Origin of the sequence: Actinosynnema sp. NPDC023794, assembly GCF_040639675.1 — a bacterium.
Lineage (GTDB): Bacteria > Actinomycetota > Actinomycetes > Mycobacteriales > Pseudonocardiaceae > Actinosynnema > Actinosynnema luteola.
In genome coordinates, this window is sequence record NZ_JBFAFR010000006.1 from 197358 (window position 1) to 213729 (window position 16372).

23 protein-coding genes are annotated in these 16372 nt (G+C 70.0%); 5 read left to right on the plus strand and 18 right to left on the minus strand.

Features of this window, described 5'->3' with window-relative positions:
* Positions 1 to 72: 72 nt before the first annotated feature.
* From AB0H12_RS16335 to AB0H12_RS16345, 3 genes are all read left to right on the plus strand, one after another.
* On the plus strand, positions 73 to 1635 hold the full coding sequence (locus tag AB0H12_RS16335; RefSeq protein ID WP_499623677.1) for a S8 family peptidase: 1563 nt from the start codon (positions 73 to 75) through the stop codon (positions 1633 to 1635).
* A 257-nt stretch (positions 1636 to 1892) separates the two neighbouring features.
* Entirely contained in the window at positions 1893 to 2303 is a 411-nt protein-coding gene (locus tag AB0H12_RS16340) for a Uma2 family endonuclease (RefSeq protein ID WP_499623679.1), read from the plus strand.
* On the plus strand, positions 2225 to 2425 hold the full coding sequence (locus AB0H12_RS16345) for a hypothetical protein (protein ID WP_499623822.1): 201 nt from the start codon (positions 2225 to 2227) through the stop codon (positions 2423 to 2425). Before AB0H12_RS16340 ends, AB0H12_RS16345 begins: the two co-directional genes overlap by 79 nt.
* Positions 2426 to 2428: 3 nt before the next feature.
* Here the strand turns inward: AB0H12_RS16345 and AB0H12_RS16350 are convergent, their stop codons facing one another.
* Entirely contained in the window at positions 2429 to 3496 is a 1068-nt protein-coding gene (locus tag AB0H12_RS16350) for a glycosyltransferase family 4 protein (protein ID WP_499623680.1), read from the minus strand.
* Between the two features lie 49 nt (positions 3497 to 3545).
* Between AB0H12_RS16350 and AB0H12_RS16355 the strand changes: the two genes are divergently transcribed.
* The gene (locus AB0H12_RS16355) at positions 3546 to 4283 is read left to right on the plus strand and encodes a PIG-L deacetylase family protein (protein ID WP_499623681.1); all 738 of its coding nucleotides are present in this window, start codon (positions 3546 to 3548) and stop codon (positions 4281 to 4283) included.
* Complete coding sequence (locus tag AB0H12_RS16360) at positions 4280 to 5218, plus strand: lysylphosphatidylglycerol synthase transmembrane domain-containing protein (protein WP_499623682.1); 939 nt, start codon at positions 4280 to 4282, stop codon at positions 5216 to 5218. The genes AB0H12_RS16355 and AB0H12_RS16360 overlap by 4 nt, the downstream gene beginning before the upstream one ends.
* Here the strand turns inward: AB0H12_RS16360 and truA are convergent.
* The 17 genes from truA to rpsE all read right to left on the minus strand — a co-directional run bounded on the left by truA (position 5184) and on the right by rpsE (position 16363).
* Positions 5184 to 5999: a tRNA pseudouridine(38-40) synthase TruA gene (truA, locus tag AB0H12_RS16365; protein ID WP_499623683.1), complete on the minus strand. Its 816-nt coding sequence runs from the start codon at positions 5997 to 5999 to the stop codon at positions 5184 to 5186. The genes AB0H12_RS16360 and truA overlap by 35 nt on opposite strands.
* Before the next feature lie 59 nt (positions 6000 to 6058).
* Entirely contained in the window at positions 6059 to 6643 is a 585-nt protein-coding gene (gene rplQ / locus AB0H12_RS16370; protein ID WP_499623684.1) for a 50S ribosomal protein L17, read from the minus strand.
* Between the two features lie 58 nt (positions 6644 to 6701).
* Entirely contained in the window at positions 6702 to 7754 is a 1053-nt protein-coding gene (locus AB0H12_RS16375) for a DNA-directed RNA polymerase subunit alpha (protein WP_230566498.1), read from the minus strand.
* A 142-nt stretch (positions 7755 to 7896) separates the two neighbouring features.
* Positions 7897 to 8502, minus strand: a complete 606-nt coding sequence (rpsD, locus tag AB0H12_RS16380; RefSeq protein ID WP_053718426.1) for a 30S ribosomal protein S4 — start codon at positions 8500 to 8502, stop codon at positions 7897 to 7899.
* Positions 8503 to 8525: 23 nt separating this feature from the next.
* Positions 8526 to 8933: a 30S ribosomal protein S11 gene (rpsK, locus tag AB0H12_RS16385; protein WP_033436732.1), complete on the minus strand. Its 408-nt coding sequence runs from the start codon at positions 8931 to 8933 to the stop codon at positions 8526 to 8528.
* A 37-nt stretch (positions 8934 to 8970) separates the two neighbouring features.
* Positions 8971 to 9351 (minus strand): 30S ribosomal protein S13, encoded by a 381-nt coding sequence (rpsM, locus tag AB0H12_RS16390; protein ID WP_073885904.1) that lies wholly within the window; start codon positions 9349 to 9351, stop codon positions 8971 to 8973.
* A 222-nt stretch (positions 9352 to 9573) separates the two neighbouring features.
* A complete protein-coding gene (gene rpmJ / locus AB0H12_RS16395) occupies positions 9574 to 9687 on the minus strand; it encodes a 50S ribosomal protein L36 (protein WP_010148647.1) in 114 nt (37 codons plus the stop codon).
* 53 nt (positions 9688 to 9740) lie between these two features.
* Positions 9741 to 9962, minus strand: coding sequence for a translation initiation factor IF-1 (gene infA / locus AB0H12_RS16400; protein WP_005166804.1), 222 nt, complete (start codon positions 9960 to 9962; stop codon positions 9741 to 9743).
* 161 nt (positions 9963 to 10123) lie between these two features.
* Positions 10124 to 10543: a DUF1707 SHOCT-like domain-containing protein gene (locus AB0H12_RS16405; RefSeq protein WP_499623685.1), complete on the minus strand. Its 420-nt coding sequence runs from the start codon at positions 10541 to 10543 to the stop codon at positions 10124 to 10126.
* A gap of 42 nt (positions 10544 to 10585) precedes the next feature.
* On the minus strand, positions 10586 to 11059 hold the full coding sequence (locus AB0H12_RS16410; protein ID WP_499623686.1) for a DUF1707 SHOCT-like domain-containing protein: 474 nt from the start codon (positions 11057 to 11059) through the stop codon (positions 10586 to 10588).
* Between the two features lie 350 nt (positions 11060 to 11409).
* Positions 11410 to 12183, minus strand: coding sequence for a type I methionyl aminopeptidase (gene map, locus AB0H12_RS16415; protein ID WP_499623687.1), 774 nt, complete (start codon positions 12181 to 12183; stop codon positions 11410 to 11412).
* 50 nt (positions 12184 to 12233) lie between these two features.
* Positions 12234 to 12785 (minus strand): adenylate kinase, encoded by a 552-nt coding sequence (locus tag AB0H12_RS16420; protein ID WP_230566493.1) that lies wholly within the window; start codon positions 12783 to 12785, stop codon positions 12234 to 12236.
* Complete coding sequence (gene secY / locus AB0H12_RS16425; protein ID WP_230566492.1) at positions 12785 to 14095, minus strand: preprotein translocase subunit SecY; 1311 nt, start codon at positions 14093 to 14095, stop codon at positions 12785 to 12787. The genes AB0H12_RS16420 and secY overlap by 1 nt, the downstream gene beginning before the upstream one ends.
* A 253-nt stretch (positions 14096 to 14348) precedes the next feature.
* Positions 14349 to 14945 (minus strand): LysE family translocator, encoded by a 597-nt coding sequence (locus AB0H12_RS16430; RefSeq protein WP_499623689.1) that lies wholly within the window; start codon positions 14943 to 14945, stop codon positions 14349 to 14351.
* 184 nt (positions 14946 to 15129) lie between these two features.
* Positions 15130 to 15573: a 50S ribosomal protein L15 gene (gene rplO, locus AB0H12_RS16435; protein ID WP_230566490.1), complete on the minus strand. Its 444-nt coding sequence runs from the start codon at positions 15571 to 15573 to the stop codon at positions 15130 to 15132.
* The gene (rpmD, locus tag AB0H12_RS16440) at positions 15570 to 15755 is read right to left on the minus strand and encodes a 50S ribosomal protein L30 (protein ID WP_053715223.1); all 186 of its coding nucleotides are present in this window, start codon (positions 15753 to 15755) and stop codon (positions 15570 to 15572) included. The genes rplO and rpmD overlap by 4 nt, the downstream gene beginning before the upstream one ends.
* A gap of 2 nt (positions 15756 to 15757) precedes the next feature.
* Positions 15758 to 16363 carry a 30S ribosomal protein S5 gene (rpsE, locus tag AB0H12_RS16445; protein WP_037329520.1) on the minus strand — a complete coding sequence of 202 codons (606 nt, stop codon included), beginning with the start codon at positions 16361 to 16363 and terminating at the stop codon, positions 15758 to 15760.
* Between the last annotated feature and the right edge of the window lie 9 nt (positions 16364 to 16372).

Here is a 16372-nt window from a genome sequence, read left to right on the forward strand (position 1 = left end):
CTCACCGTGTCCGTTCGGTCTCGGGGGCGACGCCGACCGGACACCCACCCTGCGAAGAGGAGACCCCCTGCCATGGGAGACGTTCGCGCGTCCTGGACGAAACGGTTGGCCGGTGTCGGGCTGGCCACGGGCACGGCGTTCGCGGTCACGGCCGCACTGACCACCTTCACCTCGGCCGCCGCCGAGGGGGAGATCATCGGGTACGCCGCGCCCAACGCGATCAAGGACAGCTACATCGTCGTGCTGAAGGAAGCGAGCACGAGCAGCGTCGCCACGTTGAGCGACAAGTACCGGGCGAACGTCAAGCACACGTACACGAACGCGCTGCGCGGCTTCTCGGCGACGATGACCGAGCTGCAGGCCCGCAGGCTGGCCGCCGACCCTTCGGTGTCCTACGTGCAGCAGGACGGCGAGGTGAAGATCTCCGCCACGCAGGCGCCGACGCCGTCGTGGGGCCTGGACCGGATCGACCAGGCCGCGCTGCCGCTGGACAACTCCTACACCTACCCGAACGAGGGTGAGGGCGTCACCGCCTACATCATCGACACGGGCATCCGGTTCTCGCACAGCGACTTCGGCGGCCGTGCCGCGACCGGTCGCGACACCGTCGACAACGACGCCGACGCCACCGACTGCAACGGCCACGGCACGCACGTCGCGGGCACGGTCGGCGGCACGAAGTACGGCGTGGCGAAGAAGGCCAAGCTGGTCGGCGTCCGGGTGCTGAACTGCGCGGGCTCCGGCACGTACGCGGGCGTCATCGCGGGCATCGACTGGGTGACGGCGAACGCGGTCAAGCCGGCGGTCGCGAACATGTCGCTCGGCGGCGGCGCGGACGCCACGGTCGACCAGGCTGTGCGCAACTCCATCGCGTCGGGCGTGACCTACGGCCTCGCGGCGGGCAACGAGAACGGCGCGAACGCCTGCAACGTGACGCCGGCGCGCACCCTGGAGGGCATCACGGTCGGCTCCACGACCAACACCGACGCCCGGTCGTCGTTCTCCAACATCGGCACCTGCCTGGACATCTTCGCGCCGGGCTCGTCCATCACGTCGGCCTGGTACACCAACGACACCGCCACCAACACCATCAGCGGCACGTCCATGGCGACGCCGCACGTGGTCGGCGCGGCGGCCGTCTACCTGGCCGCGAACCCGACCGCCACGCCGGCGCAGGTGCGCGACGCCCTGGTCAACGGCGCGACGAACGGCGTGGTCGGCAGCCCCGGCACCGGTTCGCCGAACAAGCTGCTGCGCCTCGTCGGCTCGACCACCCCGCCGCCCGGCGGCTGCGCGGCCAAGACCAACGCGACCGACGTGGCCGTGCCGGACCTGGGCACCGCGTCCAGCCCGATCGCGGTGACGGACTGCGCGGGCAAGGCCGGCGCGTCGGCCACCGTCGAGGTGCACGTCAAGCACACGTACCGGGGCGACGTCGTGGTCGACCTGATCACGCCGAGCGGCGCGGTCAAGCAGCTGAAGGTGCAGTCCGGTTCGGACAGCGCGGACAACGTCGACGCCACGTACACGGTGAACCTGTCGGCGGAGAACGCCAACGGCACCTGGCAGCTGCGCGTGCGTGACGCGTACAGCCAGGACACCGGTTACATCGACAGCTGGACCCTCGACCTGTAAGCGGTCACCTGCTCCAGTCGCGTCACCGCGGCCCCTCGCCACTTCCGCCGGCGAGGGGCCGCTTCGCGTTTCACCTGCTCAGGGCCGGTGTCGCCCCAGTGGGACTGTGGCAGGGTCGTCATCAAGTCGATCGTGGAGGTCGAACACGTCCGCAGCGCTACAGGAAGAAGCCCGGCGCGACAGGAAGAAGCCCTTCCGCGGAAGGAACGGGAGATGGTTCTGCCGAACCCGCTGATCGGCCCACACACCACTGAGGAATGGCTCGAGCTGCCCTCTCCGGAGGACGGGTCGAGCGTCGAGCTGATCTTTGGACACTTCCACGTGAATCCCCACCTTCCGGCGAGCACCAACTCGCAGTCACCCGCCTGATCCGGCCGTTCGAGGATTCGATCTCCGCTGCCGGCCGGACCGACCTCTACGCGGTGATCGGCGTGGGGGTCAAGATCTCGTCGACCCTGCGCACCGGCCTCATCCCGGACGTGGTGGTCATGGACAGGATCCCGGCGGGCGCGTCGTTCCCCGCCGAGGCGCTGGTCCTCGCGGTCGAGGTCTGGTCTCCGGGAACACCCGGAACGAACGCGAGGCGAGGATGGTCGCCTACGCCGCCGCCGGCGTGCCGCTCCTCTGGACCATCCGCCGCAAGGGGAACGACCCCGGGCTGGAGCTGACCGCGCACCGGCTGCACGAAGAACCAGTACGTCGTGGAGAACACCGTGGAGTCCGCCGGACCACGACCGTCACCGCCGCACCGGTCCCGATCACGCTCGACCTCGCGGACCTCGTCTTCTAGCCCTCACACCCGGGCCGCGCACGACCGGAGGGCCGCCAGCACCCGTGGCCACGTGCAGTGGGTCGGCTCCGTGGAACGGTTGTGCGCGGCGATCCTCAACCGTTCCTCCCGGTCGTTCACGAGACGGGTGATCCCCGCGGCCAGGTCGTGCGTCAGCACCCCCTCCACGCCGTCGCGCACGAAGTCCGCCACCCCCGTCCCCGGCCGCGCGACCACCGGCACCCCCGCCGTCCGCGCCTCCAGCGCCGCCAGCCCGAACGCCTCCTGCGACGCCGGGTTCACGAACACGTCCGCACCGGCCAGCAGGTGAGCCACCCCCTGCCGGTCGAGCCGCCCCGGCAGGCTCACCCACCCCATCCCGTGCCGCTCGGCGTACCGCCGCAGCACGGCCATCTCCGGTCCCGCGCCTGCCAACGTCGCCCGCAGCGGCACGTCGGCCGACACCGAGCGCAACGCCCGCAGCAACGCGATCGGCTCCTTCCGCGCCGCGAGCCGACCCACCGACACCACGTGCACCGCGTCGTCCCGCCGCTGCGTCGGCACCCCCCGCCACGCCGACGGCACGATCCCGTTCGGCACGACCCCCACCGACAGCCCCGGCACGACCGCGCGCACCCGCTCCGCCGCCGCACGGCTCACGGCCGCCACCGCCACCGGCGCGGAACTCCACGACGCCAGCCGGTCCAGCGCCCGGTAGCACCACTGCACCGCCGGGTCCCACATGCTGTGCACCACGACCACCGTCGGCAGTCCCAGCCGCGCCGCCGACCTCACCCCCGACCACCCGAACGGCGAGATCGCGCCGACGTGCACGTGCACCACCGACGGCGACAGCGAGGTGATCACGCGGTCGAGGTGCGACCCCGCCCGCGGGTGCACGGGCACGTCCCGCGGCAGCCGCACCGCGATCCGGTGCACCGAGTACCCGTCACCCGGCGACGCGCTCCTGGTGGCCGTCACCACGTGCACGTCCTCACCGGAGCGGGCCTGCGCCGCGGCCAGCCCGGCGACTTGGACCTCGATCCCGCCCAGGCGCGGCAGGAAGCAGTCGGTCACGTGGATGATGGACAAGTGCGCTCCCGTCAAGCCGCCGAACGGACCAACTGACACTCTTGCACCCGTGAGCCGAACGTGCGTCTTCTTCCACGCCCACCCCGACGACGAAGCCCTGCTGACCGGCGGCACGATGGCGCGCCTCGCCCAGGAGGGGCACCGCGTCGTGCTGGTCGTCGCCACCGCCGGTGAACGAGGTCTGAGCGCGCACCGGTCCGACCTCGGCGCCGTCCGCACCAAGGAGGCGCACGCGTCGGCCCGCGCGCTCGGCTGCGCACGCGTGGAGTTCCTCGGCTACCCGGACTCCGGCCTGGACGGGCGGCACGGGTTCGCCCGCGCCGACGTGGGCGAAGCGGCCGAACGGCTGGCCGAGCTGCTGCACGAGGAACACGCCGACCTGCTCACCGCGTACGACCCGCACGGCGGCTACGGGCACCCAGACCACGTCCAGGTGCACCGGGTCGGCACGCTGGCCGCCGAACTCGCCGGCACACCCCGCGTCTGGGAGGCGACGGTCGACCGCACGTGGCTGCTGCGCGGCCTCCGGCTCGCCCGGCTCGTCCGCAGGTTCGACCTGACCCCGTTCGAGCAGGCCTACACCGCCCGCACCGAGATCACCCACTCGGTGGACGTCCGGCGGTACGCGCACGTGAAGCGGGCCGCCATGGCGGCGCACGCCACGCAGAGGACCGGCGGCGAGTCGACCCGCACCCTCGCCGCGCTGCTGACACTGCCGCCACCGCTGTTCAAGGTGGTCCTGGGCACCGAGTGGTACGTCGAGCGCAAACGGTTGCGGGCACGATGAACCGCTGGTCGCGCATCGCCGCGTCGCTGACGTCGCTCGGTCTGGCGGCGTGGCTGGTGGTCGCGCTCGTGCCCGCGGTGGGCGGCGTGGCGTGGTCGGCGGTCGGCGCGCAGCTGCGAGCCATCGGACCCGGCACCGCGCTCTGGCTGACGGCGCTGTGGCTGGCCGGCCTCTGGGCCTACACCTACGTGCTCACCGGCTCCCTGCCCGGCCTGCGCCACACCCAGGCGTTCAGCCTCAACGCGGCGGGCAGCGCGATCAGCAACGTGCTGCCGTTCGGCGGCGCGGCCGGGGTGGCGGTGACCGCGGTGATGGCGTCGAGCTGGGGCCACTCCGCGCGGGCGATCACCGCGTCGACGCTCGTCAGCGGACTGTGGAACGCCCTGGTCCGGGTCGCCCTGCCACTACTCGCGCTGGCCGTGCAGGGCGCGGCGGTCATCGGTGACGGCGTGCTGATCGCGGCGGTGGCGACAGCGGTCGGGTTGGGCGTGGCCGTGGTCGTGGTCGTGCGGCTGAGGTGGCTGTGCAAGCTCCTCGGCGGCCGGGCCGCCCGGTTCGTGCTGCGGTTGCGCCGGCAGACCGGTCAGGTCGTCCGGACCGGCTGGCGACGGATGACCCTGGGCATGCTCGCCTACCTGCTGCTCCAAGGCGTCCTGCTGTGGTGGTGCCTGGCCGCCGCGGGCGTCCACCTCGGACTCGGGCCGGCGGTGTCGGCGTTCGCGGTGAGCAGGCTGCTCACGCTGGCCGTGGTCACACCCGGCGGTGTCGGCGTCACCGAGAACGGCACCATCGCGCTGCTGATCGGCCTGGGCACGCCCGCCGCACCGGCCGTCGCGGGCGTGCTGCTGTTCGCGTTCTTCACGTACCTGGTGGAGATACCGCTGGGCGGCGCCGCCTGGCTCAGCTGGTCGGCGCGCCGCGCTCGGGCGCGGTGACGGCGGCGCGCACGTTCCGGGTGACGGCGGCGCGCGCGGCGAGCTCGTCGTCGGCCGGGTAGTCGACCCGGACCAGCGACAACCCGTGCGGCGGCGCGACGGTGACCTCGCTCGACCGCGCGGTCAGCGACAGCAGCGACGCGGGCCAGCCCACCGGCTTGCGGCCCTCGCCGACGGCCAGCAGGGCGCCGACCAGGCTGCGCACCATCGAGTGGCAGAACGCGTCCGCGGACACGTGCGCGGTCAGCACGGCGCCCTCCCGCACCCACTCCAGGCGTTGCAGCTCGCGGATCGTCGTCGCGCCCTCACGCCGCTTGCAGAACGCGCAGAAGTCCCGTTCCCCCAGCAACAACCGCGACGCGGCGTTCAACGCGTCCAGGTCCAGCGGACGTGGCCAGGCCAGCGTGTCCAGCCGCCGCAACGGGTGCGCCCCGAAGGCGGCGTCGGTGACCCGGTACTCGTAGTGCCGGCGCAACGCGGCGAACCGCGCGTCGAACTCGGCGGGGACCACCCGTGCCGAGAACACCCGGACGTCCGCCGGCAGCGCGCGGGCCAAGCGCTTCGGCAGGCCCGCGACGTCCACCGCGGACGGCAGGTCGACGTGCGCCACCTGCCCCGAGGCGTGCACGCCCGCGTCCGTGCGGCCGGCCACGGTCAGCCGCACGTCCTCGCGCAGCACCGTCGACATCGTGTCCTCCAGCACACCGCACACCGTGCGGCGGTCGGGCTGGCGCGCCCACCCGGAGAACTCCGTGCCGTCGTAGGCCAGGTCGAGTCGCACACGAACGAGCCCGTCGTCCCCAGCGGGAACGACGGGCTCGTCGGTGAAGTTCGCGTCCGTCAGGACTCGTCCTTCTTCTCGGACTTCGGGGCGTCGGCAGAGTCGTCTGCGGCGGCCTCGTCCGAAGCGCCCTCGGCGGGCTCCTCGGCGGCGTCCTTGGTGGCGGACTCGGGCGCGTCGGCGTCCTGGTCGGCGTCCTCGACCTTGGTCTCCTCGGTCGTGGCCTTCGGGGCCTCGTCCTTGGCGAACTTGGTCTTGCGGGCGCGCTCCGCCTCGGAGGTGACGGTGGACTCCGCGACCAGCTCGATGACGGCCATGGGCGCGTTGTCGCCCTTGCGCGGCATCGTCTTGGTGATGCGGGTGTAGCCACCGGGGCGGTCGGCGAACTGCGGACCGATCTCGGCGAACAGCTTGTGCACGATGTCCTTGTCGCGGATCACCTTGAGGATCTCGCGACGGTTGTGCAGGTCACCGACCTTCGCCTTGCTGATCAGCTTCTCGGCGTACGGGCGCAGCCGCTTCGCCTTGGCCTCGGTGGTCGTGATCCGACCGTGGGTGAACAGGGACGTGGCCAGGTTGGCCAGCATCAGCCGCTCGTGGGCCGGCGAGCCCCCGAGACGCGGTCCCTTGGTGGGGGTGGGCATCGAATTGCTCCTCGGATTTCTTTCTGATCCTCTGCTCCGGCCCGGCCGCTAAGCGACCTCAGAGCTGCTCGGTCTCCGCGTAGTCCTGGCCGTCGTCGTGGGTGTCCACGGCGGTGTCCGTGCCCCAGCCTTCGGCGGGGTAGTCGGACGCGGCGGCCGACGGGTCGAACCCGGGGGGGCTGTCCTTCAGCGCGAGGCCGAGACCGACGAGCTTCATCTTGACCTCGTCGATCGACTTGGCGCCGAAGTTGCGGATGTCCAGCAGGTCCGCCTCGCTGCGCGAGACGAGCTCGCCCACGGTGTGGATGCCCTCGCGCTTGAGGCAGTTGTAGGACCGGACGGTGAGGTCCAGGTCCTCGATCGGCATCGCGAACGCCGCGATGGTGTCCGCCTCGGCGGGCGAGGGGCCGATCTCGATGCCCTCGGCGTCGACGTTCAGCTCGCGAGCGAGGCCGAACAGCTCGACCAGCGTCTTACCGGCCGACGCGACGGCGTCGCGCGGCGTGATGGACGGCTTGGTCTCGACGTCGAGGATCAGCTTGTCGAAGTCGGTCCGCTGCTCGACACGGGTGGCCTCGACCTTGTAGGTCACCTTCATGACGGGCGAGTAGATCGAGTCGACCGGAATGCGGCCGATCTCGGCGCCGGCCTGCTTGTTCTGCACGGCGGGGACGTAGCCGCGACCGCGCTCGACCACGAGCTCGATCTCCAGCTTGCCCTTGCCGTTCAGGGTGGCGATGTGCAGGTCGGGGTTGTGCACGGTGACACCGGCCGGAGGCACGATGTCGCCCGCGGTCACCGCGCCCGGCCCCTGCTTGCGCAGGTACATGGTCACCGGCTCGTCCTCCTCGGAGCTGACGACCAGCTCCTTGAGGTTGAGGATGATGTCGGTGACGTCTTCCTTCACACCGGGGACGGTCGTGAACTCGTGCAGCACACCGTCGATGCGGATGCTGGTCACGGCCGCGCCGGGGATGGACGACAGCAGGGTGCGGCGAATCGAGTTGCCGAGGGTGTAGCCGAAGCCCGGCTCCAGCGGCTCGATGACGAACCGGGAGCGGGTCTCGTTGACCGATTCCTCGCTGAGCGAGGGACGCTGGGAAATCAGCACTGGGTTCTTCCCTTCTAACCCCGACGCCCGCTATTTGACGTCGTGGAAGCCGGTCGCGGAGACCGGCAAACGCATGCGGCACACCATTCCGTGCCGCCGCGGGACCCGACTGGAGGGGCCGCGGACGGCCCCTCCAGGAGGATCACTTCGAGTAGAGCTCGACGATGAGCTGCTCGGTGACGGGCGTGTCGATCTGCGCCCGCTCCGGCAGCTGGTGGACCAGGATGCGCAGGTTGCTCTGCACGACCTGGAGCCACGCCGGGATCGGCCGGTCGCCGAAGGAAGCACGCGCGGCCTCGAAGGGCAGCGTGGGCAGCGACTTCGGCTTCACGTCGATGATGTCGAACTTCGACACCCGGAAGCTCGGGATGTTGACCTTCTGGCCGTTCACGATGAAGTGACCGTGGCTGACCAGCTGGCGGGCCTGACGACGGGTGCGCGCGAGACCCGCGCGGTACACCACGTTGTCGAGCCGGGACTCCAGGATCTGCAGCAGGTTCTCACCGGTCTTGCCGGGGCGACGAACCGCTTCCTCGTAGTAGCGCCGGAACTGCTTCTCCAGGACGCCGTACGTGTAGCGGGCCTTCTGCTTCTCCTGCAACTGCAGCAGGTACTCGGACTCCTTGATCCGACCGCGGCCGTGCTGGCCGGGCGGGTAAGGACGACGCTCGAACGCCTGGTCCCCGCCGACGAGGTCGACCTTGAGACGGCGCGAGATGCGAGTGGCCGGTCCGGTATAGCGAGCCATGTTGTCTTACTCCTCCCCGTGCCTCAGACCCGGCGCCGCTTGGGCGGGCGGCAGCCGTTGTGGGGCTGCGGGGTCACGTCCTGGATGGTGCCGACCTCGAGGCCGGCGGCCTGCAGCGAACGGATCGCGGTCTCCCGGCCGGAGCCGGGGCCCTTCACGAACACGTCCACCTTGCGCATGCCGTGCTCGGCGGCCTTGCGGGCGGCGTTCTCGGCGGCCATCTGCGCGGCGAACGGCGTGGACTTGCGGGAGCCCTTGAAGCCGACGTGGCCGGCGGACGCCCAGCTGATCACGTTGCCCATCGGGTCCGTGATGGACACGATGGTGTTGTTGAACGTGCTCTTGATGTGCGCCTGGCCGTGCGAGACGTTCTTCTTTTCCTTGCGCCGGACCTTCTTGACCCCGGCGCCCGTGCGGGACTTGGGTGGCATGTCTGGGTGAACTCCTACTTGCTAGAGACGCGAGGTCTTACTTCTTTCCGGCCTTCTTCTTGCCGGCGACGGTCTTCTTCGGACCCTTACGAGTGCGCGCGTTCGTCTTGGTGCGCTGCCCGCGGACGGGCAGGTTGCGACGGTGGCGCAGCCCCTCGTAGCAGCCGATTTCCATCTTCCGGCGGATGTCGGCCTGAACCTCGCGGCGGAGGTCACCCTCGACCTTGAAGTTGTTCTCGATGTAGTCCCGCAGCTTCGCCAGGTCGTCGTCACCGAGGTCCTTCACCCGGATGTCCGGGGAGATCTCGGTGGCGGTCAGCAGCTCCTTCGAGCGCGTCCGACCGATGCCGAAGATGTAGGTGAGCGCGATCTCCAACCGCTTTTCGCGGGGGAGGTCGACGCCAGCGAGTCGTGCCATACGGCGCTTGCTCCTAACAGTGGTGTCGCTCCAGGTCTGCTCCTCGCCCGATCCCGGGACTGACTCGCTGTGTCAGTTCCGGTCGCTCTCGCGACCGGTGTCCCGGCCCCGGCCTGGAGTCCGGGGGTGTGCCGCGCGTGGTGCTCGCTGCGCGGCAGGTGCGAGGAGGCTTACTCGTGGTCGCGTCCGGTGAAGACTCGACTCGTGCTGGTCGTGCTCCGCTCAGCCCTGGCGCTGCTTGTGGCGCAGGTTCTCGCAGATCACCATGACCCGACCGTGACGGCGGATCACCTTGCACTTGTCGCAGATCTTCTTGACGCTCGGCTGGACCTTCACGCCTGAGCTTCTCCTGCGTCAGCCGACGCGCCCGTGCTGGGGCGCGTCGGAGGTCACTTGTAGCGGTAGACGATGCGCCCGCGGGACAGGTCGTAGGGCGAGAGCTCCACGACAACCCGGTCCTCAGGGAGGATGCGGATGTAGTGCTGACGCATCTTGCCGCTGATGTGTGCCAGGACCTTGTGACCGTTCTCCAACTCGACGCGGAACATCGCGTTGGGGAGCGGCTCGACTACGCGGCCCTCGACCTCAATGGCCCCGTCCTTCTTGCCCATGTCCTCCGCGTTTCGTGACGGTGGGTGTTACTTCTGGAGTGCGGGCACGCGGCACCCCGACTCCTCCAGGCCCTTGCGAACCCTGGCCACCCTCGGGGAAGAGATCCCCGGGCATGGCGGAACCGGCGCGACGTGTGCGCCACCCGTCCATAGTACGCGGGTCAGCCCGAACGCCCAAATCGGGCCAGGTGACCGGCCAGCAGGACCAGGCCCCACGGTCCCGCGACCCAGATCCACCAGGGGTGAAGGGCCTCGCCCAGGGAGAGGCTGATGACGCCCCAGATGAGGAAGTTGACGGAGCTCGCGGCGAACCAGGCGCCGGACATGACCTTAGCCGCCGCGCCCGTCCGGCTTCGCACCCGCGGTGGTGGTGGCACGTGGAGGGCGTCACGCGGCAGGTCCGCGGTGAGCGGGCCGAGCTCGGCGTACGTGCGGGCCTGGTAGGCGGCACGGGTGCGCTCGTCGAACTCGACCGGCGTCAGCCTGCCCTCGGCGTGGGCGCGGGACAGCTCCTCGACGACGGCGGCGCGGTCCTTGTCCGCGGCCCGGAAGGTCCCGGTGGACTCGAAGGACTCGTTCACGTCGCCACCTCCCGGTCCTGCCCGCACACAATCGTAACGACGTTACCGTTTAGGGTCCGTGGCCCACCAGAGGACCCCGAGCACGGCTCCCGGCGGTACGGCGACCCAGAGGAACCACGGGTGCACCAGGCCTTCGCTACCGAGGAGGCTGACGAGCAGCCAGAGGGCGAAGTTCAGCACGCTGACGCTCAGCCAGATCGTGCCGAGCACCTTCAACGCCTTGCGCCCACCTCCCGCCTTCACCGGTTTGGGTGTCGGCAGCAACGGTGTGGGCAGCAGCGGTGGCGGCACGACCGAGGTCGGTGGCCGGGTGGACGCGTGCCCCACGTTCGGCAGGTCGATGGTGAGGGCGGCCAGTTCGCCCCTGGTCTTGGCCTCCCAGGTGCGCACCACGCGGGCGTCGAACTCGGCGAGGTCGAGGCTGCCGTCGGCGTGCGCGCGGTGCAGCCACTGCTGGACCAGTTCGCGTTCGGCGTCGGAGGCCCGCATGTCCTCGGGCCGCACAGGCTGGGTCACCCGTCAATCGTGACGGGGAGGCCGGGGTCGGAACAGGGGGCTAGCCCCCGTTTGCCTGCCGCCGAACGGTAGATGCGCCGGACTGGCGGTGCCGGGGCGGGGTACCTCCAAAGTTTCAAAGCCTCAAAGCTCGAAAGCACGTCCTCGCCGGACGGGCAGATCAGCAGGATGACGGGGCTTCGCGGTCAGGCGGCAGCTTTTCAAGCTCTTAAGAGCTTCTGCTCTTACGCCCGCGAAGCCCTCGGACCTCTCGAGCCCCGGGCCCTCGAACGCCAAACGCCGGTGGCCCGAGTAAGGGCCACCGGCGCAGGACGCGGTTCTACAGAGGTCGGTCGGCTATCCGGCCGGAGTCAGTCGTCCAGAGCCGTCAGCACCCAGGGCCCGTCGTCGGTGATGGCCACCGAGTGCTCCCAGTGCGCGGCCCTCGAGCCGTCCGCGGTGATGACGGTCCAGCCGTCGTCCAGCTCGACCGTCCGCTCGGTGCCGAGCGTCAGCATCGGCTCGATCGCGATCGCCATGCCCACCTTGAGGCGTGGCCCCTTGCCGGGCTTGCCGTGGTTCGGCAGGAACGGGTCCATGTGCATCTTCGTGCCGATGCCGTGGCCGCCGTAGCCCTCCACGATGCCGTACTCGACCCCGTGCTCCTCGCCGGCCAGGATGGTGGCCGACTCGATCGCGAACGAGATGTCGCCGAGCCGCCCGCCGGCCACCGCGGCCTCGATGCCGGCCAACATCGACGCGCGGGTCGCCTCGGACAGCTTCAGCTCCGCGTTCGTCACCTCGCCGACCGGCAGGGTGATCGCCGAGTCGCCGTGCCAGCCGTCCAGGATGGCGCCGCAGTCGATCGAGATCAGGTCGCCCTCGGCGAGCACCTGCGTCCGGCTGGGGATGCCGTGGACCACCTGCTCGTTCACCGACGCGCAGATCGACGCGGGGAACCCGTGGTAGCCCTTGAACGACGGGATGGCGCCCGCGTCGCGGATGCTCTGCTCGGCCAGCTCGTCCAGCTCGCCCGTGCTGACGCCGGCCTTCGCGTGCGACGCCAGCAGCGCCAACGTGCGCGCCACGACCAGCCCGGCAGCCCTCATGGCTTCGAGCTGGCCGCGGCTCTTGATCTCGATCATGCGGTCCCGACCGGGGACGACCCGACGCAGCGCATCGACAAGTCCACCGCTCACTTCAGGTCGCGCAGCGCGCGGAGAGCGCGCTCGCTGATCTCGTCGACCTCGCCGACGGCGTCGATGCTGACGACGATGTCGGCGTAGTAGTCGAGCAGCGGCGCGGTCTCCGTCCGGTACACCTGCTGGCGGTGCCGGATCACGTCTTCCTTGTCGTCCGTGCGACCCCGGGCGAGCAGGCGCTCGACCACGACGTCCTCGTCGATCCGGAACTCCAGCACCGCGTCGAGCTTCTGGCCCTCGGCCGCCAGCATCCCGCCCAGCACACCGGCCTGGGCGGTGTTGCGCGGGAAGCCGTCGAGCAGGAAGCCGCCGGCGGCGTCCGGCTGCGAGAGCCGGACGCGCACCATCTCGTTGGTCACCTCGTCCGGCACCAACTCGCCCGCGTCCAGGTACTCCTGGACTTCCTTGCCCAGATCGGTCTGCTCGCTGATGTGGGCGCGGAACAGGTCCCCGGTGGAGATGTGCGGCACGCCGAGCTCGCGGCTGAGCGTTTTGGCCTGGGTGCCCTTGCCCGCACCGGGCGGGCCGACGAGAACGAGTCGCACTAGCGGAGGAACCCTTCGTAGTTGCGCTGCATGAGCTGGCTCTCGATCTGCTTCACGGTGTCGAGACCGACACCGACCATGATCAGCACCGCCGTGCCGCCGAACGGGAAGTTCTGGTTCTGGCCCTGACCGGTGAGGTCGAGGAACAGGTTCGGCAGGATGGCGACGATGCCCAGGTAGAGCGAGCCCGGCAGCGTGATCCGCCCCAACACGAAGCGGAGGTACTCGGCGGTGGGGCGGCCCGGCCGGATGCCCGGGATGAACCCACCGAACTTCTTCATCTCGTCCGCGCGCTCGTCCGGGTTGAACGTGATGCCGACGTAGAAGTACGTGAAGAAGACGATCAGCAGGAAGTAGAGCGCGATGTGCACCGGGCTGGACTGGCTCACCAGGTGCGTCGCGACGAAGCTCTCCCACCAGTTCGGCGCCGCCCCGTCGGTGGACGCGGTCAGGCGCGAGATCAGGTCGGGCAGGTACAGCAGCGACGAGGCGAAGATGACCGGGATGACACCGGCCTGGTTCACCTTCAGCGGCAGGTAGGTCGACGTGCCGCCGTACATCCGGCGGCCGATCATCCGCTTCGCGTACTGGACCGGGATGCGGCGCTGCGCCTGCTCCACGTAGATGACGCTCGCGATGATCAGCAGAGCCGCGACGCAGACCAGGAAGAACGTCAGGCCACCGCGGTCGAGGATGATCTTGCCCTCGATCGGGATGCGCGCCGCGATGCCGGTGAAGATCAGCAGCGACATGCCGTTGCCGATCCCCTTCTCGGTGATGATCTCGCCGAGCCACATGATCACGCTGGTGCCGGCGGTCATCACGACCACGAGGACGACCAGGTTGAAGATGCTGTCATCGGGGATGACGGGCACTTCGCAGTTCTGGAACAGCTGCCCGCGCACGGCCAGGGCGATGATGCCCGTGGACTGCAGGACCGCCAGCGCGATGGTCAGGTAGCGGGTGTACTGGGTCAGCTTGCCCTGACCCGCCTGCCCTTCCTTCTTCAGCTGCTCGAACCGCGGAATCACCACGGTGAGCAGCTGGATGATGATGCTCGCCGTGATGTACGGCATGATGCCGAGCGCGAAGATCGACAAGTTCAGCAGCGCGCCACCGCTGAACAGGTTGATCAGGGAGTAGATCCCCTGCTGGTCGACCGACTCGACACACTGTTTGACGTTCTTGAAGGAGACGCCCGGCGCGGGCATGGTGGCGCCCAACCGGTACACCACGACGATCCCGAGTGTGAAGAGGATCTTCTTGCGTAGGTCCGGCGTCGCGAGAGCCGAGCGGAATGCGCCGAGCACGCGAACCTCCATCAGCGTTGCCGCCCCACTGGGGTCGGCATCCTGCGGTGCCGGCTGTGTTGCCGGCACAGTCTTGCGGACATGCCGTCGACCATCGCCGACGGTGGCGGAAGCGACGGGTAGCCGCGACCGACCCGGAGGGCATCCGGGTTCAGCCCGCGACTTTAACAGTCGCTTGGCCGATCGCCGTAGTCAGTCTTCCCTCACACTTCGTACCCGATCGACCACGGTCGCCGGCAAGCCCCCGAATGGATCAAGTTCGGCTGGTCGCCAGCACTCCGGCCATGCCGAGCAGGACCGCCGCCGTGCCCTTGTCCAATCGGGCCTTGGCACGCCTGGTCAGTCCCGCCTTGCGGATACCCGCCCCCAGCGCCACGTACGCCGTGCCCGCCAACGCCTCCGCGGCCAGGTAGACCGCGCCGAGGGTCGCCAGCTGCACCGGGATCGGGCCGCGCGCGGGGTCGACGAACTGGGGCACGAACGCCGTGAAGATCAGCAGCGCCTTGGGGTTGGTGATCGCCACCAGGAACTCCTTGCGCAGCGGGGTGCCGTTCCGGACCTGGCCCTCACCGGTTTCCTTGGTCGTCAGGATGCGCACGGCCAGGTAGACGAGGTAGGCGACGCCGGCCCACTTGATCACGGTCAGCGCGGTGTGGCCGGCGGCCAGGACGGGACCGAGCCCCGCGACGACCGCGCCGACCATCAGGGAGAAGGCCGCAAGACGCCCCAGGAGCGCCACCACGGCCCGCAACGGCCCGTGGTGGACCCCGTGGTGCATGCCCAGGAGGTTGTTGGCGCCCGGGGTCAGTGCGACCAGCACCGAGGCGCCGAAGAAGACGGCGAGCCACATGGGTGCACGCTAACCCCGCCGCCAACCGGTTTTACGCCCTGCGCGAACACCGTCTCATCAGCGTCGCGAGGGTGCCCCCGCTCGGCGGAACACCCCCCGCGGCGGCCGGCAACCGTCAAGAACCCGTGCACGCGAACGGCCCCGGAGCGGGAGGCTCCGGGGCCGTTCGGCAGTGCTTCGTGCGTCAGAGCACGGTGGTGGTGCCACCGGCGGCGGCGATCTTCTCGACCGCGCTGCCGGAGAACTTGTTCGCCACGACGTCGAGCTTGACGCCGTCCAGGTCACCGTTGCCGAGGACCTTCACGAGCTCGTTCTTGCGCACCAGGCCCGCGTGGATGAGAGCGTCCACGTCCACCCGACCGCCGTCCGGGAACACCCGGGCGATGTCGCCCACGTTCACGACCTGGTACTCGGTGCGGAACGGGTTGCGGAAGCCCTTCAGCTTCGGCAGGCGCATGTGCAGCGGCATCTGGCCACCCTCGAAGCGCGGGGAGACGTTCTTCCGCGCTCCGGTGCCCTTCGTGCCGCGACCGGCGGTCTTGCCCTTGGAGCCCTCACCGCGACCGACACGGGTCTTCGCGGTCTTGGCGCCGGGGGCCGGACGCAGGTCATGGATCTTGATGGTCACGACTGGACCTCCTCGACGACCACCAGGTGGCGCACGGTGTGGATCAAACCGCGCACCTGCGGCGTGTCCTCGCGGACCACCGACTGGCGGATCTTGCGCAGACCGAGGGTCCGGAGGGACTCGCGGTGGTTGCGCTTGGTACCGATGCTGCTCTTGACCTGCGTCACCTTGAGCTCAGCCATGGTCACACCGCCCCTGCGCGGGCACGGAGCATGCCGGCGGGAGCCACGTCCTCCAGGGGCAGACCGCGACGGGCGGCCACCTCCTCGGGACGCTGGAGGCCCTTCAGGGCCGCCACGGTGGCGTGCACGATGTTGATGGCGTTGTCGGAGCCCAGCGACTTGCTCAGCACGTCGTGGACGCCGGCGCACTCCAGCACCGCGCGGACCGCGCCACCGGCGATGACACCGGTACCGGCCGAGGCCGGACGGAGCAGCACGACACCGGCCGCCTTCTCGCCCTGGATCGGGTGAGGGATCGTGCCCGCGATGCGGGGGACGCGGAAGAAGTTCTTCTTCGCCTCCTCGACACCCTTGGCGATCGCCGCCGGAACTTCCTTGGCCTTGCCGTAGCCGACACCGACCATGCCGTCACCGTCGCCGACCACGACCAGCGCGGTGAAGCTGAAGCGACGACCACCCTTCACGACCTTGGAGACGCGGTTGATCGCAACCACGCGCTCCAGGTGCGGGGTCTTCTCCTGGGCCGCTCCGCCGCGGCCACCGTCACGGCGGTCGCGGCGCTCTCCGCGCTCGCCCCCGCCGCCTTCGCGACGCGTGCGTCCTGGCATCAGGCGTCC